This window comes from Algoriphagus aurantiacus, assembly GCF_035156405.1.
GTDB lineage: Bacteria > Bacteroidota > Bacteroidia > Cytophagales > Cyclobacteriaceae > Algoriphagus > Algoriphagus aurantiacus.
The window spans coordinates 137,246-156,728 of the sequence record NZ_JAXRUT010000005.1 but is presented as its reverse complement, the minus strand read 5'-3'; the positions used below and the strand labels follow the sequence as shown (position 1 = coordinate 156,728).

Annotated in this window: 16 protein-coding genes; 11 read left to right on the top strand and 5 right to left on the bottom strand. The window is 40.4% G+C overall.

Annotated elements, in window-relative coordinates:
* The first annotated feature begins 13 nt into the window (after positions 1-13).
* On the top strand, positions 14-1,498 hold the full coding sequence (locus tag SYJ56_RS07220; RefSeq protein WP_323832976.1) for a RagB/SusD family nutrient uptake outer membrane protein: 1,485 nt from the start codon (positions 14-16) through the stop codon (positions 1,496-1,498).
* A gap of 188 nt (positions 1,499-1,686) precedes the next feature.
* Positions 1,687-3,273: a glucoamylase family protein gene (locus tag SYJ56_RS07215; protein WP_323832975.1), complete on the top strand. Its 1,587-nt coding sequence runs from the start codon at positions 1,687-1,689 to the stop codon at positions 3,271-3,273.
* Between the two features lie 144 nt (positions 3,274-3,417).
* Here SYJ56_RS07215 and SYJ56_RS07210 read toward each other — a convergent pair whose 3' ends face one another.
* Entirely contained in the window at positions 3,418-3,621 is a 204-nt protein-coding gene (locus SYJ56_RS07210) for a hypothetical protein (RefSeq protein WP_323832974.1), read from the bottom strand.
* A gap of 555 nt (positions 3,622-4,176) precedes the next feature.
* Here SYJ56_RS07210 and SYJ56_RS07205 point away from each other — a divergent pair.
* From SYJ56_RS07205 to SYJ56_RS07180, 6 genes are all read left to right on the top strand, one after another.
* Positions 4,177-5,040 carry a geranylgeranylglycerol-phosphate geranylgeranyltransferase gene (locus tag SYJ56_RS07205; protein WP_416377790.1) on the top strand — a complete coding sequence of 288 codons (864 nt, stop codon included), beginning with the start codon at positions 4,177-4,179 and terminating at the stop codon, positions 5,038-5,040.
* A gap of 123 nt (positions 5,041-5,163) precedes the next feature.
* The gene (locus SYJ56_RS07200) at positions 5,164-5,574 is read left to right on the top strand and encodes a GNAT family N-acetyltransferase (RefSeq protein WP_323832972.1); all 411 of its coding nucleotides are present in this window, start codon (positions 5,164-5,166) and stop codon (positions 5,572-5,574) included.
* 152 nt (positions 5,575-5,726) lie between these two features.
* Positions 5,727-6,809 carry a glutamate 5-kinase gene (gene proB / locus SYJ56_RS07195; RefSeq protein WP_323832971.1) on the top strand — a complete coding sequence of 361 codons (1,083 nt, stop codon included), beginning with the start codon at positions 5,727-5,729 and terminating at the stop codon, positions 6,807-6,809.
* Complete coding sequence (locus SYJ56_RS07190; protein ID WP_323832970.1) at positions 6,802-8,043, top strand: glutamate-5-semialdehyde dehydrogenase; 1,242 nt, start codon at positions 6,802-6,804, stop codon at positions 8,041-8,043. Before proB ends, SYJ56_RS07190 begins: the two co-directional genes overlap by 8 nt.
* Before the next feature lie 309 nt (positions 8,044-8,352).
* Positions 8,353-8,910 (top strand): phosphoribosylglycinamide formyltransferase, encoded by a 558-nt coding sequence (purN, locus tag SYJ56_RS07185; RefSeq protein WP_323832969.1) that lies wholly within the window; start codon positions 8,353-8,355, stop codon positions 8,908-8,910.
* A gap of 177 nt (positions 8,911-9,087) precedes the next feature.
* On the top strand, positions 9,088-9,816 hold the full coding sequence (locus SYJ56_RS07180; protein ID WP_323832968.1) for a DUF4197 domain-containing protein: 729 nt from the start codon (positions 9,088-9,090) through the stop codon (positions 9,814-9,816).
* Between the two features lie 325 nt (positions 9,817-10,141).
* On the opposite strand, the gene SYJ56_RS07175 is transcribed toward SYJ56_RS07180, so the two are convergent.
* Positions 10,142-10,423: a hypothetical protein gene (locus SYJ56_RS07175; protein WP_086498493.1), complete on the bottom strand. Its 282-nt coding sequence runs from the start codon at positions 10,421-10,423 to the stop codon at positions 10,142-10,144.
* 153 nt (positions 10,424-10,576) lie between these two features.
* Positions 10,577-12,988 (bottom strand): ABC transporter permease, encoded by a 2,412-nt coding sequence (locus SYJ56_RS07170; protein ID WP_323832967.1) that lies wholly within the window; start codon positions 12,986-12,988, stop codon positions 10,577-10,579.
* A gap of 543 nt (positions 12,989-13,531) precedes the next feature.
* On the opposite strand from SYJ56_RS07170, the gene SYJ56_RS07165 reads away from it, so the two are divergent.
* Entirely contained in the window at positions 13,532-14,542 is a 1,011-nt protein-coding gene (locus SYJ56_RS07165) for a family 43 glycosylhydrolase (protein ID WP_323832966.1), read from the top strand.
* 271 nt (positions 14,543-14,813) lie between these two features.
* Here the strand turns inward: SYJ56_RS07165 and SYJ56_RS07160 are convergent, their stop codons facing one another.
* Positions 14,814-15,695 (bottom strand): SDR family oxidoreductase, encoded by an 882-nt coding sequence (locus SYJ56_RS07160; protein ID WP_323832965.1) that lies wholly within the window; start codon positions 15,693-15,695, stop codon positions 14,814-14,816.
* Positions 15,696-15,850: 155 nt separating this feature from the next.
* Here SYJ56_RS07160 and SYJ56_RS07155 point away from each other — a divergent pair, with 155 nt between their 5' ends.
* Both SYJ56_RS07155 and SYJ56_RS07150 read left to right on the top strand, forming a co-directional pair.
* The gene (locus SYJ56_RS07155) at positions 15,851-16,216 is read left to right on the top strand and encodes a winged helix-turn-helix transcriptional regulator (protein ID WP_323832964.1); all 366 of its coding nucleotides are present in this window, start codon (positions 15,851-15,853) and stop codon (positions 16,214-16,216) included.
* Positions 16,217-16,354: 138 nt separating this feature from the next.
* Positions 16,355-16,669 carry a hypothetical protein gene (locus SYJ56_RS07150; RefSeq protein WP_323832963.1) on the top strand — a complete coding sequence of 105 codons (315 nt, stop codon included), beginning with the start codon at positions 16,355-16,357 and terminating at the stop codon, positions 16,667-16,669.
* A 254-nt stretch (positions 16,670-16,923) separates the two neighbouring features.
* On the opposite strand, the gene SYJ56_RS07145 is transcribed toward SYJ56_RS07150, so the two are convergent.
* Complete coding sequence (locus SYJ56_RS07145) at positions 16,924-19,353, bottom strand: ABC transporter permease (protein ID WP_323832962.1); 2,430 nt, start codon at positions 19,351-19,353, stop codon at positions 16,924-16,926.
* Positions 19,354-19,483 lie beyond the last annotated feature (130 nt).

Below are 19,483 nucleotides of genomic sequence, written 5' to 3'. Positions count from 1 at the left end.
ACCCAATAAAACCATGCAAAATAAGATTAAATATAAAATAGCAGCAGTTGGACTCAGCATTCTGATGAGTGTAGGTCTGATGTCCTGCGAAGATTATTTGGATAAAGCACCTTTAGGTGAGCTCACTTCTGAGAATTTCTTCAAAGATGAACTGCAGGCAACACAAGCTGTGAATGCAACCTATTCACATCTGAGAAACTTCAACGTACATGTATTCTCCTACATTGGAATCACAGATATTGCTTCAGATGATGCCGACAAGGGGTCTGTGCCAGGCGATGCAGGCTTTCTTCAGGATATAAACGACTTCACCTTTGATGCAAATAATACTGCTGTCAATGGGATCTGGTCCGGATACTTCCAAGGAGTCTTTCGTGCAAATCAGGTGATCGCAAACGTGCCTGAAATCGATATGGATGGGCAATTGAAAACAAGACTTATCGGTGAAGCAAGATTCTTAAGGGCATATTTCTACTTCTTTCTCGTTCGTACCTATGGTGATCTTCCATTGATCGATCATCCGCTGAATCCAGATGAATACAAGCAAACCCGCGTTTCAAAAGATTTGATCTATGACTTCATTGAAGAAGACCTAAGCTTTGCGGCAGCAAATCTTCCTGAGAAATCTGAATACCCAGCCTCTGAGTTGGGAAGAGCTACAGCAGGAGCTGCAAAATCGTTTTTAGCAAAAGTGCATCTCTTCCAAAATGATTACCAAGAAGCATTTGATCTAGCCCAAGAAGTCATTACTAGCGGTGAATATGAACTATACCCTGATTACGAAGAAATTTTCCGCAGAGAAGGCGAGCATTCTTCAGAGAGTATTTTCGAAGTTTCCACCGTAGCTCTAGAAGCAGGCGGAGGCGGAGCCCAGTTCAATGAAGTGCAGGGAATCCGTGGCAATCCAAATAACGGCTGGGGATTCAATAGCCCCTCAGATGATTTGATGGCAGCTTATGAGGAAAATGACCCTAGATTAGCCGCTACAATCATCAATGATGGAGACACATTACCTTCCGGAGAAGTAGTGGCAGCCGATCCTAATATGGGTGAAAATGCGCGATTCAGCAGAAAAGTTTGGCTTCCTGAGAGACCACCTTCTGGTTTTGGAAACAGTGGTGCAAATATTCGTTTATTCAGATATGCTGATCTGCTATTGATTGCCGCCGAGGCTGCGAATGAGATTGGAAATCCTACCCAAGCATTAGAGTATGTAAATATGGTGCGTGAAAGAGCACGCCAAGGTGATGACAGTATTTTACCAGATGTGACGGTAACTGATCAAGCCGACTTGAGAACAACTATTTACCAAGAGCGTAGAGTAGAGCTTGCTATGGAGCAGCACCGCTATTTTGATCTCGTAAGACAAGGTCGTGCTCAGGAAGTCTTTGCAGAATTGGGCATCACTTGGACACCTAATAAGCATGAAGTCTATCCTGTGCCTCAGTCTGAAATCGATATTAGCGGAGGTTCTATTATCCAAAACCAAGGCTACTAAGCACATTGACTCCTGCCTACTTACGTGGGCGGGAGTCTCTACTTTATCCTTACTTTCCAATTATTTTTAAGTCATGAAATCGAGCATTTTGCAAGCAACACACGGAGGGATGATTATCAACTATGCGAGATTCTCCCGAATCAAGTTCGGAACAGGCTATATGACTATTGAAAAACAATTATAAACAGATGAAAACCCAATCCATATTCTCCTTAATCTGCCCGGCAGTACTTACTCTTGCATGCTCTAAATCTGAAGAACAAGTAAACACCATCAAAGCAACCCCATACGATATTCATGTGGAACTGGCTTGGGAAAAAGCTCCAGAGGTAGATTCCTATGAGGTCTGGGTCAGCATGGATGATGAAAATTATACGAGAAGAGCGGTGCTGGAAGATACTATTTACCTGGATTTTGTAAACGATCTGGGGACCGAACTTGAGCTGGATTATGAGATAAGGGCTCACTCCGGAGATGATTCTACAATCGTCGGAAGAGCCACTACCAAAACCCATAAAATGACGGATGAAGAGCTGTTGGATATGGTGGAGTTTTACACGTTCCGCTATTTCTGGGATGGTGCAGAGCCTAATTCAGGAATGGGACCAGAACGGATTCACCTGGATGGGGAATATCCGCAAAACGATGCTCATGTAGTGACCACCGGCGGATCTGGAATGGGAATTATCGGGCTGATCGCAGGAATGGAAAGAGGTTGGATCACCAAAGAACAGGGAGTTGCACGATTTGAAAAGATCGTGGGATTTCTGGAAAAAGCAGACCGATTCAAAGGAGTTTGGCCACATTGGATTAATGGTCAAACGGGTAAAGTGCAACCTTTTGGACAGAAAGATAATGGTGGTGACTTGGTGGAATCAGCCTTCTTGATGCAGAGTCTGATCGCTGTGCGGGAATATTTCAAAGAAGGTGATGATCGCCAAAAAGCTGTAGCATCCCGAATTGATCAACTATGGAAAGAAATGGACTGGAGCTGGTACACGCAGGATGGACAGGATGTGCTTTACTGGCACTGGTCTCCCGAATATGCGTGGGAGATGAATTTCCCACTGGAAGGTTACAATGAATGTCTGATTACATATGTGTTGGCTGCATCCTCACCTACCCATACTGTAGATCCGGATGTTTACCACAAAGGCTGGGCAAGAAGTGGTGGGATCAAAGCTAAAAATGAAGCTTTCGGCTATGAGCTCCAACTCAAACATAACGGTGCCGAAAAGATGGGTGGACCGCTTTTCTGGGCACATTATTCCTATCTGGGTTTGAACCCAATGGGACTTAAAGATCAGTATGCCGATTACCAAAAGGAAAACACTAATCATACACTTATCAATAGGGCTTGGGCGATTGAGAATTCAGGTGGATTTGCAGGATATGGTGAAGATCTGTGGGGACTCACTGCCTCCTACTCTATCAATGGTTACAATGCCCATTTTCCTGGTAACGACACAGGAGTTATTTCTCCGACAGCAGCTATTTCCTCCATTCCTTACACCCCTGAGGAATCTATGAAAGTGATCAAAAACCTCTATTACAATTACGGTAAAAAAGTTTTGGGCAGATACGGTTTCTATGATGCGATGAGTCCTGAGCATGACTTTTACCCTAATCGATATCTTGCCATCGACCAAGGCCCGATGGTCACCATGATTGAAAATTACAGAACAGGATTGGGCTGGAAATTATTTATGGGCGCACCGGAAATTCAGGAGGGATTGAAAAAACTTGGATTTGAGAGTCCCTCAATCTCTAATTAATATGTAAGACAAAGCTAAAATCACTATTCCTCTAGCCAATTTCCAATTGAAATAGTTTCCGGTTGAAAACAAAACAGCAGGCTACATCATTAATGGAATTGCTTTTGCAAAACAAAAAAAAATTAAATATTTCAGGGAGGTTCATTAAATGCCTTCATCAAAACTATCCGAATGTAACCCCGAATTTAATTTGGATCCACTTCTCAAAATCAAATACCCACCAGTAATACCGAGTGCAATCCTAAGTGCCATGTTTCCTTTGGTTACCGCCAAAGACAATACATAAGTCCCTGCAATCAAGGAGGTCAGTCCTTCTGAAAAATTCGTGACTCTTTTTATACCAGACATAAGATTTTGTTTTTCGTATTTCATATTGTTATGTGAGATAGTTTAGTAGATAGTTACAAAATATATGCTAGAGGCAATATCATGGTCTTGAGACTCCCCAAAAGAACTCACTTTTGAAAATCTGAATTGCTGTCAAACTTTACAACCTTGAACAAAAAACACTTTAAGTATAAATAGAACCATACTTGCATGGCGCTACTCTAAATTTAAATCAAATTAATCAAAAAGCACATAATTGCTTTTGCAAAGTGAATGACTTGTTTAATTGAGCTACATGGGGAAATAAATCCCAGATTCTGTACCAGATCACTTAGGGCTTGAATAGAAACTTTAGTTTTTTAGCAGGGTTATGGGACAACCTCAAAACTTTGAACCTTAACGACACTTTTACTAACTAATATCTGTCAACTCATTGAAAATCAGTTGCAGCAGACATATGAGGAATATTAAAACCAAAAAAAGAGGACTTCGTCTATCAAATTCTTTAATTTCCACATACTTAGTCTTTTCCCTAGATGTGACAGGAATTGAATCTATTTTTGACGTATGGACACCATGACTATGGACAGAATCATTTCGATCCGAGGGCTTTTTCGGATCAGCAGACCTATTAATCTGCTGATGGTGGGGTTCGCACAGTTAATGACGGCTTATTTCTTAATAGGGACTACCAATTCAGGTTTGCCTGTACTTCAGGACTATAAGCTTTACCTTCTGGTATTGTCCACTATGATGATCACTGCAGCGGGCTATATGATCAATGATTATTACGATGTCAAAATCGACTATGTCAATCGACCTAGAAACGTAGTAGTAGGCAAGGGAATTAAGCGACGCATGGTGATCTTTCTTCACACTCTTCTTAATTTTACGGCCATAAGTTTAGGCTATCTGGTGAATCCTGCCGTTGCCTTGATCAATTTTGTAGCAGCTTTTTTGCTTTGGCTGTACAGCAATCAGCTTAAGAGGCAACCATTTATTGGCAATTTCACAGTTGCGCTGCTTACGGGTATTTCCATTTATTTGATTGGTTTCTATTTCCAAAAATCAGAATTATTGGTTCTGACCTACGCCATTTTTGCATTCTTCCTCAACCTAATCCGGGAGATTATCAAAGACATCGAAGATAGACAGGGAGACAGAAAGCACGGCTGTCGTACACTTCCAATTGTTCTTGGATTTCGTAAGACCAAAGCGGTTATTTTCCTGATTGCCGCAGTATTTGTCTGTGCAATATTGATCGTAACCTTCAAATTAAATCGACCATTAATTTTCTATTATTTCGGAGGTATGGGGATCTTTTTCACCTATTTCATGTATAGGATTTACATTGCTGACCGCAAAGATCACTTTACTCAATTAAGTGCAATCGCCAAGATCTTGATGCTGGTAGGGACACTGAGCATGGCGTTATTATAAGCTGGATTTACATATTATCCAGATTAACTATGTACGAATTTCAATAATTGTTCAAAGCCTCATTCTATTTTGGAGTTAAACTACACACAGCTAAATAATCTCTTGTAACTAATAAATCACGATATGGAAATAATTATATCCGATAGAAGAAATATAAAGATTGAAGCCATTTTAGAATTATATCGTGCCAACAAATGGAGCTCTGCAGACAAACCAAGTGAGCTCTATAACGGACTAATGAATTCCCATTCCCTATTCTCAGCATGGGACAAGGATAGACTTGTTGGAATTGGCAATGCTATTTCAGACGGTTTTCTGGTCGTTTACTACCCTCATTTACTTATTCACCCAGATTTTCAAGGAAAAGGAATTGGAAAGATGATTATTAGTAAAATGCAGGAAAAGTATGGGCATTTTCACATGCAAATGTTAACAGCAGACGGAAAAGCAATCAATTTCTATCAAAAAGCCGGTTTCACAAAAGCAGGAGATACAGAACCCATGTGGATTTATAAAGGAAATGAACATGGCTAAACATTAAGTAATAAATCAAGAGAGCTTATGAAACGAAATCAAAAAACATAAAGCACTCATGTTCCGGATAAATCCGCGGAACAGGGCCGTAAATCTTAAATCCAAGGTCATAAGTCCCAAATCTTCCCTATTTTCAGGCAAATTTTTCAATCATGCTAGACAGCAAATTACTTGTAATCAAAATTGGGTCGAATGTACTCACTCAGGAAAACGGACTTCCTGATTTAGAGCGCATGGAGAAGCTAGTGGCGCAAATTCAGAATTTGACTTCTCGCGGGAAGAAAATCGTGCTGGTGAGCTCTGGGGCGGTGGCATTTGGGAGACAAGCTATTCCACTTCCTGATAAGCTCAATCCCGTGTTTAAAAAACAAATATGGGCTTCTACTGGGCAGATTCGCCTGATCAATCAATACCAAAACTTCTTCGAAAAGCATAATCAGCCCGTTGCTCAGATCTTAGTGACAAAGGAGGATTTTCGTGATAGAAAGCATTTTCTAAACATGAAAAACTGCGTACAGGCTTTGTTGTCTCAGGGAATATTGCCAATTATCAATGAAAATGATACGGTCACAATCACGGAACTCATGTTCACTGATAACGATGAACTCGCGAGCCTCACAGCTGCAATGATCAATGCGGATACGATGATGTTGCTGACAAATGTGGATGGGATTTTCACAGGAAATCCTTCTGACCCCAGCTCTGAACTCATAGAAAAAGTAGCTTCCAGCATGCCTGAAGTCTCAAATTATATCTCAGCCTCTAAGTCATCTTTCGGGCGTGGCGGAATGCTAACCAAATACGCCATGGCCAAGAAATCAGCTGATCTGGGCATACAGGTTATCATAGCCAACGGCAAGCGTGAAAACGTTTTGGGTGAATTTGCAGACAAAACGTTGCGCTGCACCTGGTTTGAGCCGCAGAAAGCCAAGCAAGGCGCTAAGAAATGGCTGGCACATGGCGAGCATTATTATGTAGGAGAAGTTACAATTAATGAAGGAGCAAAAGGCTCTCTTACGGCCGAAGTAATCCGAAGTCTGCTGCCAATTGGAATTATTAAATTGAAAGGTGAGTTTTCCAAAGGAGACATCTTGCTTATTCGTGATGAGTCTGGCCATAAAATCGGCCTTGGTCGCGCGGAGTATTCCTCCAAAATAGCCAATGAAAGAATTGGCCAAAAGAACCAAAAAGCATTAATACATTACGATTACCTCTATATTTTCGATCATGACTGAGTACCAACATATATTTGAAGGAGTAAAAAAAGCAGCTAGGAAGCTGACCGGTCTCAGCAATGAGAAGGTCAATCAGGTGCTGCACAATCTGGCAATTTCGGCAGTGGAAAACACCGACTTTCTCCTTATTGAAAATCAAAAAGATCTGGATCGAATGGAGAAGGACAATCCTATGTATGATAGGCTCTTGCTAACTGAAGAAAGGATTCAAAATATCGCAGGGGAAATCATCCAGGTAAGTGCATTACCAAGTCCATTACATCATGTATTGGAAAGCAAAACGCTGGAAAACGGTCTTTCTCTAGAAAAAACGACTGTGCCTCTCGGAGTGATAGGAATTATTTATGAGGCTAGACCAAATGTTACTTTTGATGTGTTCACCCTGGCATTGAAATCAGGAAATGGCTTGGTACTGAAAGGCGGATCTGATGCAGATCATTCTAATCGAGCCATTATGAGTTTGATCCATCAAGTATTGGCTGTTAATGAATTGCCAACTGATGCATTCCAGCTTTTACCTGCAGATCGGGCGGCCACCAAAGCGCTTTTGGAAGCAGTTGGCTTTGTAGATGTGATTATCCCTAGAGGTTCGCAAGGTCTAATCAATTTTGTAAGGGAAAATGCAAAAGTGCCCGTAATAGAAACCGGAGCAGGAATAGTCCATACCTATGTGGATGAATCCGCTGATTTGGAGAAAGCAAAGGAAATAGCTTTCAATGCCAAAACCCGCCGACCAAGCGTCTGTAATTCTTTGGATTGTTTGCTGGTTCACGAAGTTCATCTTCCTGTCTTGAATGACATCATTCAGCCAATGCTTGAAAGCAAGGTTCAGATTTTCGCAGATGAAAAAGCTCTTGCTGCTTTGGTCAGCAATGAACTGATATCACTAGCTGAAGAGTCTCATTTTGGCACTGAGTTTTTAGGATTGAAATTAGCGATCAAGACCGTTGCTAATCTGGATGAAGCACTAGATCATATCGCCGCATATTCTTCCAAGCATTCTGAGGCTATTGTGGCAGAAAACCAGGAAGTCATTGAAAGATTTCTTCTTGAAGTGGATGCTGCTGCTGTGTATGCAAATGCCTCCACAGCCTTTACCGACGGCGCTCAATTCGGACTTGGAGCCGAAATCGGTATCAGTACCCAAAAACTTCACGCCCGCGGCCCAATGGCTTTGGAAGAACTATGCAGCTATAAGTGGATAGTGAGAGGAAATGGGCAGGTGAGGGGTTAGTCATTAGTGATCAGTTTTCAGTCTGTCATCCTGAGCAGCTAGTCTCGGCTCGGCGGAGAGTTGAAGGGCTAAACATTCAGAGTCAAAACTGTCTTGGGTCCAAGACAGTTTGTTCCATAATTTGTCTTGAACTCAAGACAATGTTTAAAAAATATTCCGTTTGGTCTGTGAGACAGACCTCGGCGTAGGAACTTAACAGCAATGCTTTCGAGTTTTTATAAACTTCAACAGTTTAAAAACTCATTGCGTCTTTGCTTCTTTACGTGAGATAACCCTTAATTTCGTACCTCATCAAAACCCCATAATCCTTTGAAACGCCTCGCAATCTTAGCCTCCGGAAGCGGTAGTAATGCTGAAAAAATCATGGCTCACTTCCAGAATTCTGAAAAAGCAGAAATTGCGCTGGTAGCATCCAATAAGGCAGAAGCTTTTGTATTGGAGCGGGCAAAGAAATTTGAAGTCCCCACGTTTACTTTTACCCGCAAGGAAATGGATGCTGGTATTTTACTTGAGAAACTCCAATCAGAAAATATCGATTGGGTGATTCTGGCAGGTTTTTTATTGAAAATCCCAGTCGATTTGATCAGAGCTTTTCCAGATAGAATGGTGAATATACACCCAGCTCTTTTACCTAAGTATGGAGGAAAGGGTATGTATGGAAGTTTTGTGCACGAAGCTGTAAAAGCCGCAGGTGATTCCGAGACAGGAATCACTATCCACTTGGTCAATGAAAATTACGATGAAGGAAGAATAGTTTTCCAGGCTTCCACCCCAATCACCGATTCCGATACACCCGATTCCATAGCTGAGAAAGTGCATACTCTGGAGCACAAGCACTTTCCTGAGGTGATTGAAGGGCTTTTATAAAGCATAGCACAAAAGCTTATGAGCTGAAAAGTAAGCATCCTGTGAAAAAGATATCGATCAAACTATATAAAAAAATCTCTGCCGTTTAAAACTGTGTTGAGATCAATACGTTTGGGAATTTATTCATACTATTGATTCGGAAGTCTTCAAAGACTAGCACTTCTAATAAACTACCTCATGCATCACAAGACGCCAACTTCCTTCTATTTTATTCTCACATTTTTCTTGGTCTCACTGACTACCTTCACACCCATCACCGGTGCTATAGGTCAGGGAATCAAAATCCCAAGTAATGACGAAATCAACTCTGGCCTGAAAGAAGCCCTGGAAAAAGCCACAGGAATCAGTGCGGAGCGTCTGGGGGCGAAAGACGGGTACTTGGGAAATCTTGATGTCAAAATCCTTTTTCCGGAAGAAGCTAAAAATATTGAAAAAACGCTTCGCTCCATGGGCTTGGACAACATGGTAGATCAGGTGATCACTAGTGTCAACCGCGCTGCCGAAGATGCTGCCATGGAAGCTAAACCTATATTTACGGATGCGATCAAACAAATGAGCATTGGTGATGTAAAAAACATTCTTTTGGGAGAAGACAATGCCGCCACCAGCTACTTCAATACCACAACTTCTCCCGCGCTCACTGAGAAATTCTCGCCGATTATAGATGGCAGTTTGAAGAAAACCGATGCCACAAAATACTGGGAGGATGTGATGACCAAATACAACAAAGTTCCTTTTGTGAAAAAGGTAGACACCGACCTTACGGCCTATGTGACCAGAAAAGCGATTGATGGCCTATTTGTAGAAATAGCGAAGGAAGAACTTAAAATCAGGGAAAGCATCACTGCCCGGTCTTCCCCCTTACTCCAAAAGGTATTTGGCTATGCCAAGGAAGCGGATAAATAAGCATCCTCAGAAATTTAGATCCTAGTTAAGTTTTGGAACAGTAGAAGGCTAGTTCTAAGCTTCAGTCTTCGCTATTTGACATTCAGCATTCATTATTTCAATGCTATCTCACCTACAGCGGACAGTTTTGTCGTCCGCTGCGGTGTTCTCAAGTTGCCTTGAAAAGCCAGCATTTTTATTCTCAATTCTAAACTCTTGGCTCCTACCTTCAGTAGGCAGGCTTGATCTGATTCTTGATTCTAGAATCTTGTCTCATGATTCTTGGCTCTCCCTAACAGCTTTATTTGATTTCGAAAATCGTAATTCTAAAATCGCAAGTCCAAAATCATCTCACCTGCATCCACTTCTTGCTCTCCCTATCTACAAATGTGATGGGTACAAATTTATCCGTGGGAGCTCCTATGTAATACACTGTCCAATTTGGGTCATGCTTGGTCAGCATTTCCGAAATGCAATCTGCTCTGTGTGCAGTGGGATTTTGGCAATCATCCCAGTAGAATAGCTCTACTTTATAATGTAGCGACTTTACCTCGTTGTTGATGATCACCTGGATATCAATGTTTTGTTTCCCGGGAAGGTTTGGGATTGGAATGGCGATGTGACTCATGGGATTTAGATGTTTAAGTGTGTAGTTATTGATGCATGTATTTTGGTTCTAAAGTGTCACCCTGAGCGTCCCGCATAGCTATCGGGGTCGAAGGGTTGTAATACTATTATCTTGGCTCTTTGCCCTTGATACTTGATACTTGTTACTAACTATTCATTCACTTTTCAGACTATCCACAGGATTAGCATAGGCTGATTTTAGGGTTTGACTTCCTACGGTAAGCATTGCGATCAACAGAATGAAAATCGAAGGAATGCCAAATAAGTCTAAGCTTAAATCAAACCTGTTGGCATAATTCCCTAACCAGGATTGTATCAAAAAGTAGGAAATGGGAATAGCTATCAGGCCCGACAAACCGACTATTCCAAGAAAGCCTTTGGAAAGAATCCATATCAAAGAAGGTTTGGATGCTCCTAAAACCGTTCTGACTCCTATCTCTTTGGTACGGATCTGTACCATAAATGCTGACAAACCATACAAACCTAAGCCGGCAATCACAATAGACAGAAACGTAAATAACAAGACTGTCTTTCCGAATTGTTGCTCCTGATGGTATTGGGCATTGTACATGTCATTCAGAAAATAATAATCATAACTGAAATCAGGATACACCTGCTGCCAAATTTCCTCCAGCCCCGCAACAGCTGTTTGAGAATCCTGCGTATTCAGTTTGATAATAAAATTAGGTGATGCATCACTTTTCCATAGAATAAGTGGCATGTAGGCTTCCTTCGGTGAGCGTTGATGAAAATTCTTAAATACCCCATGAATTTCTGATGGCTTATCGCTTAGATAAAAGGAGATTTTTTGCCCTATTGCCTCCTCAGGAGAATTGAAACCTATCTGCTTCATGGCGGTTTCACTGATTAAAACCTGCTCGCCAGGAGTCTCAGGCTCTAGGGGATTTCCCGCCAAAAATTCAAGTCCCATTACCTTAGGGTAATCATTCTCAATACCATAATGATAATAGGTATAGCTTCCCTCCTTCTCATCTTCTCCTAATTTTCTCACACCACTGGAGGAGTTCATATCCTTAACTTCTGATCCCGGTACAGAGCCCGCTCGGGTGACTTCCCTCACCCAGCTACTTTGCTCAGCCAGACTTTCAAATTTGTGGATCAAACTATTATGTAAGGAATCAGAGTTTGCACTTTGAGGAGTACGAATGACCAACGTATTGTCAATAGCTACTCCCAAGTCCTGGGAATTGAGAAATTTCATTTGTTTGAAAACGGCAAAGGACACGCAGAGTAAAACCACTGAGGCAATGAACTGCACATAAACCAAGCTCTTTCTGAGGACTACACCCTTGCCTGTATTACTGAATTTGCCCTTTAATACAAGCATTGGCTTAAATCCCGAAAGCACTATAGCGGGATAAAACCCAGAGACCAAGGTTCCGAAAAATACCAATCCCATCACTAAAAGAAGGAGCTTAAATTCTCCAAAGTGATGTACTGAAAGATCTACCCCACTGAAGTTTTTGAAGTACGGTAAAAGTGATAAGAATATTACAACTGAAACTGCAGCAGAAATCAAGTTGATCAAAAATGCCTCACTATAAAATTGCAAGATCAATTGCATTTTACTCGAACCGATCGTCTTTCGGACACCAACTTCCTTTGCCCGATCCATCGCTTTGGCCGTGGACAAATTGGTATAATTGATCCAAGCTAAAACCATCACCAGTATTCCTATCAAGAACATGAAATTAACAGTCTGTGCACTGCCGTTAACTTCCGGTTCATAGGTCTTATTTGAATACAAATGAATATCCTTAATAGGCTCAGCAAGAACTATCTCATTTTTGATTTGCACATGATCCTCAGAATATTTCACCAGCTTTTCGTTAAAATCAGCCAAGTCACCCCCTTCATTCATCAAGAGAAAAGTGTACTCATTGTTACCGTTCCAAAGGTTATCAGCATACCACCCTTGGAAAATAGGCAGTGTCACATGTGAGATCAGCAAATCATATTTCAAATGGGTATTCTGTGGCAAATCCCGCATCACCGCCACTACTTCCAGCGGAGTAGAATCATAAGGAAAGTGGAGTATCTCACCCACAGCATCAGATTTTCCAAAATACTTATTAGCCAATGTTTCCGAAATAATCACTTTAAAAGGCTCCGAAAATTTGGATATAGCCTGATTATTTACGAATTCAAATGAAAAAATATCCAGCATGGATTCATCTACCATATATACTTTGGACTCATAGCTCTTTACATTGGTAGAAGGAGCTTTAAACTCCATAGGTTCCATTGGAAACATCCGCACATAATCTTCTACTTCAGGCATTTGCTCCTTTAACTCCTGTCCCACCAATTGGTAGATCTGGGCATCATTAAGTACAAATTCATTTCCATTGTAAATATCCAGTGTGATGCGATAAATACGATCAGCTTTGGAATGCATATCTTCATAACTGCGCTCAAAATTAACATAGAACAGGATCATCAAGGTGGAAACCAACCCAATACTCAGCCCTGCAATATGGATGAAGGAAGAGGTCTTACTACGGAGTAAATTTCTAATCGAAAGAGTAAAGTAATTTTTCCACATGGCCCTATTGTTGAAAGATTGGAAGGTTGTATTGTTCCATTCCGGTTCTTGATTCTAGACTCCTACCTTCGGTAGGCAAGCTTGATACTCGCTACTCTTCTACTTCCATGCCATTCGAAACCCCTCAAATTGGCTTGATTTGACATATAAGCTACTTAACGCAACATATCCATCGAACAATTTTGTTCGCCAGTGGGCAAAGATCCTTGAGTTATAAAAAAGCACGATGAGTTCACTCAGTCTGTTGTGGAAATTAAACAGTCAAGCTTTAGAGAAGACTAACTAATATTCACCATCACATTTAAAAAGGTATTGTGATGGTTTTTACTTAAAGAAAAATTTCTTTTCAAAGACAAGCTCTACCTGTAGGCTGTACATTTTAGTATATTTTAGATGAAACTATTTCATTCCTTTTCTTCACTTCGAAATAACCGAAGACTAAAAAGTTGCTTCCAATTTCAAAACGACACAAGACTTATTGTCGGTAATAGTATCCAAAGACTGGTCATTCTTTACTTACAACCTTAACTCTTTACATTTCTAATGTCATTCCTGCCCAAAATCACCTTCCTTTTCCTATTCATTCTCACTTCACTAGGATTTGCTCAGGCACAACGTACACCTGATGATTCCAAAGGTTTTGTTGCCCATGATCCGGTAATGATCAAACAGAACAGTATTTATTACTTATTTGTGACTGGAGGAGGAATTGCCAAAAGTAATGATTTGGAGCATTGGATCAGGATCAATCCCGTGCCCAGAAACTTAGATTGGGTGACAGAGGATATTGTTCCGGGATATAAGGGTGGCTATTGGGCACCTGACATTCAGTATTACGAGGGGTTGTATTATCTCTACTATTCTCCTTCTGCCTTTGGTAAAAACACTTCAGCTATAGGCGTAATGACTAATAAAACCCTCGATCAATCCAGTCCGGATTATGGATGGGAAGATCATGGAATGATCGTACAATCTATCCCAGGAAGAGATTTTTGGAATGCTATTGATGCCAATGTGTTTTTTGATCAGGATGAAGGGGCTAATACAACTGGATGGCTGTCTTTCGGTTCTTTTTGGGGAGGCTTGAAACTAGTCAAATTAGCCCCAGATATGATTTCCTTGGCCGAGCCGCAGGAATGGTATGGGATAGCAAAAAGAGAACGGAGTTTTGGCCCTCCTGACAGCAATGCCGGAAATGGCGCGATAGAGGCGCCTTTTATATATCAAAGAGACGAATATTACTATCTATTTGCCTCAATTGATTACTGTTGCAAGGGATTGGAAAGCACCTACAAAGTAATAGTAGGCAGATCCAAAGACATAAGAGGACCTTACCTTGATCAGGAAGGTAAACCTATGCATGCCGGAGGAGGAAGTATTATTGCTGCTGAGACCAAAAACTTTGCAGGAATTGGGCACAACGCAGTTTATGATTTTGAAGGAAAAACACTCTTTGTAGCCCATGGCTATGATAAGCATGACAATGGTAGGTCAAAATTGATCATCAAAGAAATTGAATGGGATCTATCTGGCTGGCCTATGATTGATTTCTGATGATTCAAAGCGATAATTCCTGCAATCACACAGGTGAAAAATCGTCGATTAAAAAATTCCTGACTTTTATCTAACATAAAATTGATCAATAAATTACACTGTAGAAAACCACTTTTCACCACTCCAGTGTGACTAGTGATTAGAAAAAATGGATAGTAGGATCCATTTAAAAGACAAGATATGAATGAAAAATCTTAGTATCTGAAAAATCCCTTAGCCAATTCTAAGGGATTTTGAGCTTTCCATCGACTAATCAAAATGACCTATTCGATTATCTACCAGAAGCATACGTCTCAGCTAAATACTTTTTCAGAGAAGTTGGCTTCTTGCCTAGCAAAGTTTCCAGATCAGATTTCTCAGCTTCAAATTCTCCCTGTTTGATCGCTTCAGCAAAACTGATAAACAAGCCAATATATTCAGCAGGAACCCCTGCTTTTGTAAGCGCATCAGAGTAAACGTCACCACTTGGGCTTATGTATGTGATCCCTCTCCCCGTCACTGAAGACAGTTCGGTTGCAATGGTTTGAAAAGTATAATTCTCAACATTGTTCATCGCATATTCCTTGTTTTCATGGCCTGTCCCAATGAGCACATTGGCAGCTGCTTCAGCGAGGTTGTCACGGTCCGCAAATGCAACTTTTCCTTCTCCCGCAGGGAAAAAGATACCAGTATCCAATACTTGCTCACCTACGAACATGGGGATTACACTCAAATAAAGGTTGTTTCTGAAAATGGTATAATTCAACCCACTTGCCTTGAGGGCTTGATCTGTTTCGATATGCGATTGGGCCAGAAGAGCCATGGGTGAATCGGCACCTTCGTTTTTACGCTCAAAACTCGTGTACAAAACATGGTTAACTCCAGCCTCTTTAGCAGCATTTATAACATTTTTGTGTTGGACAGAGCGATTTTGTAGATCAGTCCCAGAAATTAGCAATAGCTTATCAGCACCTTGAAAAGCTGCTACCAGCGAATCATAGTTATCATAATCCCCCACTTTTATAGTAACACCTTGCTCAGCCAATTCCTTTGCCTTAGACTCATCTCTTACCAAAGCCTTGATTGCGGATGCTTGTACTCCTTTTTCGATAAGGTAGTTAATTGTGGATTTCCCGAAGTGGCCAGTAGCCCCTGTGATCATTATTTTGCTCATGATGATGTAGTTTGTATTATAATGTTGATTACTTAAAGAGTTTAAGTTACTTTTGGTAACTCAAAGGTAGTATCAAGCTAAAAGCCATACAAGAAGGCACTGCTGAGTCAGCAAGTAACCTTCAGGTAATTAATACTGAAAATCAATAAGATAGCATGAAAAAAATTTTGGAATTATATCAAACAACGTTTGATTGCCCCGTGCGGACAGTCCTGGATCGCATTGGGGATAAGTGGTCCATGCTGGCGATTCTGATCCTTGGTGAGCAAGAAACCATGAGATTCAATGAGCTGCAAAAATCCATGAATGATATTTCTCAGAAAATGCTGACGGTAACGCTGAGAAAACTTGAATCAGATGGACTAGTAAGTCGAACAGTTTATCCTGAGATTCCTCCACGCGTAGAATATAACCTTACAGACAGAGGGAATTCACTTTTACCTCATATCCATAGCCTGTCCGACTGGGCAAAAGCAAACATTGAAGGAATTAAAAAATCCCGGGAGGCATCCATTAAATAAGGCTCAATTTCAAAGGCTGACTGACACCAAGTGATTCTAGAAAACCCAAAAATAAACGCAGCATAAATCCCTCTCTACCTTCTGAGGAATTATACCTGTCTATCAAATCCTTTCCTTTTCCACTTCGTATCTTATTCAGTGAGAAAATTTATAATACCAACTATTGCTACGCTTATTTTTATTGCAGGACTAGTTTCGATGGTGCTGCCATTTGTACCGCTGGGCTGGTTACTTATAATGCTAGCCTCCTTGCTGATGTCACCTTATTTCAAGTTCATGCGGAAATTCATCGGCTGGCTAGCCAAAAAAGACAAGACAGGTTTGGTGGAAAAAGCCGGCAAAAAGGCCTCCAAATTATACGAATGGGCAGGCGATGACAAAAGGGCTGATGAAATGGATACCATTATTGACGAAAACAGCCAAAACTCCGAAAGTTCTAAAGAGGATAAGTAAAGAAATTAATCATGAAAATCCTTGAACGAAAAAGAGGATTCTATCAGATTCGGTATATATGGGGATTGTTTGATGATAATAATGAGGATCCAGTTTTACTTCCAAAACTGAAAAAACACCTTCTAAACGCAATTTGCGTCTACACTTTTATAATTTTTGGAATGTATACTGTCAGACGATGATTAAGGGTTAAAATATCACCCTATAGTTTTGTTACTGATCACTGATCCTCTGATCACTGAGTATTCACTACTCTACTCACTTTTCAAACTCTCCACAGGGTTCATCAGTGCAGCTCTAATCGCCTGGAGACTGATGGTAGTTGCACCAACTACCAGTGAAGCGAATCCTGCAAAAGCAAATATTCCGAATGTCAAATCAATTCGATACGCATAATCCTGTAACCAATAATTTGAAGTGTACCACGCAATGGGAGCGGCTATGACAAATGAAATGAGGATAAGTTTTAGAAAATTAGCTGAAAGCAAAATTAAGATTTCTGACACTGTCGCTCCTAAAACTTTTCTAACTCCAATTTCCTTTATCCTTTGGTTAGCAGATAAATGAGCCATACTAAATAAGCCAAAGCAACAGATTATAAAAGATAGTGATGCAGCAGTGTTTACTATTTTCTGCCAACGTTGCTCTTGTACATATTCTTGGGCATTCAACTCGTCCAAAAAGTCATACTCAAATACGGCATCAGGCATCGCTTTTTTGTAAGCCTTTTCCAAAGCTGCAATAGCCTCCTGCCCTCTTGACTTTTCAAATTTCACTACGATTTGACCGTATGGAATTTGGGACATTGATAGTACCATGGGCTTGATAGATTCTCTAAGTGAACCAAAATGAAAATCCTTCACTACCCCAATGATCGTCTTTGCCTCACTGTAGGCTTCTGCTTCATTCAGTTTTATTGTCTTACCTATTGGATCATTTAAATCGCTTTCATTGATAAAAGCTTCATTCACAATTGCAGAATTAGCAAAATCAGTTTGGAAATCGGAAGAAAAATTACGCCCAAGAAGGATTGGGATTTCAACAGCTGTCAGGTAGTTTTCATCTATAGCTTGGAATAAAGATTCGATTTTTTGATCATCAACTTTTACATTCTCCGAAAAACTATTTCGGACAGAAGACACGGACTCTATGCTTGATTCTTGGGACAACTCTTCTTTCAAAAGTCTCCAAACAGCTTCGTAATCTCTGTTTCCGGTAATAGAGGTTTGGACTATTTGGTTCGGATTATACCCCAGACTTTTGGTTCGTATATATTCCATCTGCGAATGAATAACAATAGAGGAAATAAGCAGAAAAATACCCAAGGAAAACTGTAAAACCACTAATCCACGACCTACCAAATTCCTACCTCCCGACCGTAGCTTATTATACAACACTTCAGATGCCCGGAAATTAGAGAGCACAAAAGCAGGATAAAAGCCCGTCAGTGAAATAATAAAACCAAAAATCAAGACAAGAGATAAGACCAATTGCGGCCCGAATATTTCTGAGAAGATAATCTGCTTACCAGTCAGATTATTGAACAGCGGCAATAGAATATCCAATGCCAAAAGAGAAATAATAAATGAAAAACCACAGAGCAAACCGGATTCAATGAGATACTGGAAGATAATTTGACTTCTATTCCCTCCGGCTATTTTCCTGATACCTATTTCCTTAACTCTATTCAATGAGTTGGCTAAACTGATATTAATGAAATTAATTGCCGCCATTAATAAGATAAGTAGAGCAATCACTAAAAAAACAATAGAATAAATAGGGTTGCTGCTATTTCCAATTCCGCTCTCTCCATTAAAATCATTGATACTCAAACGAGGTTGCAGGTGAACCTCAGTGATTTTTTGCAGGCCGTAGTTAATTTCAGAATCGAACCCATATCGGGCTATATTTTGGGACAATTGCTCTTTGGCATAGGTTGCAAAAACCCGGTTGAACTTTTGTTTAACATCTTCCAAATCAGAGTTTGGTTGTAAAACCACGAAAGTACCCAAGTAAGCATTTAGCCAATTCGTATCTTTAAAAGATAGTCCAAGAAAATCGAACGGAAGTAATATGTCAAACTGGATGGAGGAATTTTTAGGAGGGTCTTTTGCCACAGCCGAAATCACCAGTGGCTTTTTCAATCTTTGATAAGAAGGATCAGAATTCATCTGTAGTACTTCTCCGACTACATTGGTGCTGTTGAAAAGCCGTAAAGCTGTACTTTCTGATATGACTACAGAATTTATCTCTTTTAAAGCCGTTTGCTTAACACCGTTTATTAGAGAAAAACTAAAGACATCGAAAAAACTATCATCTACAAAAAGGGACTTCAAACGAAGTGTTTTTTCATCGGTGGAAATATCATTGTAAATCTCACCGCCCATTACCCGGGAATAATTTTTCACTTCAGGGACAGCTTCTCTAAATGCAGGACCTTGTACTTGCCCTGTCACTCCTACTGTTTTTGGATCAGCACCTTTCTTCTCAATGAACGTGGTGGTGACTCTGTATAGGTTTGGATTATTGGCATGAAAGTCATCAAAACTATGCTCATCATTCCAATAGACCACAGCAAGGATTAGACACATGGTAGCTGCTGCAAGTCCGACAATATTTATCAGCGAATAAAGCCTATCCTTCCACAAATGGCGAAAAGCGATTTTCAGGTAGTTTTTGAGCATTTGAATTGAAAGATTTTAAGACTGGAAGGTTCCCAACAACTTCATCATTCGATATTCTACATTCAGTATTTCTTATCTAGCCTCTTATTTCTTGATTCTCGGCTCTTGATTCTATCTACTTGATACCTGA

What these genes read in the sequence shown, in the direction of transcription:
- SYJ56_RS07165 (WP_323832966.1), top strand. Translation starts at nt 13,532, where the DNA reads ATGTCATTCCTGCCCAAAATCACCTTCCTTTTCCTATTCATTCTCACT.
- SYJ56_RS07210 (WP_323832974.1), bottom strand. Translation starts at nt 3,621, where the DNA reads ATGTCTGGTATAAAAAGAGTCACGAATTTTTCAGAAGGACTGACCTCC.
- SYJ56_RS07205 (WP_416377790.1), top strand. Translation starts at nt 4,177, where the DNA reads ATGACTATGGACAGAATCATTTCGATCCGAGGGCTTTTTCGGATCAGC.
- SYJ56_RS07170 (WP_323832967.1), bottom strand. Translation starts at nt 12,988, where the DNA reads ATGTGGAAAAATTACTTTACTCTTTCGATTAGAAATTTACTCCGTAGT.
- SYJ56_RS07190 (WP_323832970.1), top strand. Translation starts at nt 6,802, where the DNA reads ATGACTGAGTACCAACATATATTTGAAGGAGTAAAAAAAGCAGCTAGG.
- SYJ56_RS07175 (WP_086498493.1), bottom strand. Translation starts at nt 10,423, where the DNA reads ATGAGTCACATCGCCATTCCAATCCCAAACCTTCCCGGGAAACAAAAC.
- SYJ56_RS07160 (WP_323832965.1), bottom strand. Translation starts at nt 15,695, where the DNA reads ATGAGCAAAATAATGATCACAGGGGCTACTGGCCACTTCGGGAAATCC.
- SYJ56_RS07215 (WP_323832975.1), top strand. Translation starts at nt 1,687, where the DNA reads ATGAAAACCCAATCCATATTCTCCTTAATCTGCCCGGCAGTACTTACT.
- proB (WP_323832971.1), top strand. Translation starts at nt 5,727, where the DNA reads ATGCTAGACAGCAAATTACTTGTAATCAAAATTGGGTCGAATGTACTC.
- SYJ56_RS07155 (WP_323832964.1), top strand. Translation starts at nt 15,851, where the DNA reads ATGAAAAAAATTTTGGAATTATATCAAACAACGTTTGATTGCCCCGTG.
- SYJ56_RS07220 (WP_323832976.1), top strand. Translation starts at nt 14, where the DNA reads ATGCAAAATAAGATTAAATATAAAATAGCAGCAGTTGGACTCAGCATT.
- SYJ56_RS07180 (WP_323832968.1), top strand. Translation starts at nt 9,088, where the DNA reads ATGCATCACAAGACGCCAACTTCCTTCTATTTTATTCTCACATTTTTC.
- SYJ56_RS07200 (WP_323832972.1), top strand. Translation starts at nt 5,164, where the DNA reads ATGGAAATAATTATATCCGATAGAAGAAATATAAAGATTGAAGCCATT.
- SYJ56_RS07145 (WP_323832962.1), bottom strand. Translation starts at nt 19,353, where the DNA reads ATGCTCAAAAACTACCTGAAAATCGCTTTTCGCCATTTGTGGAAGGAT.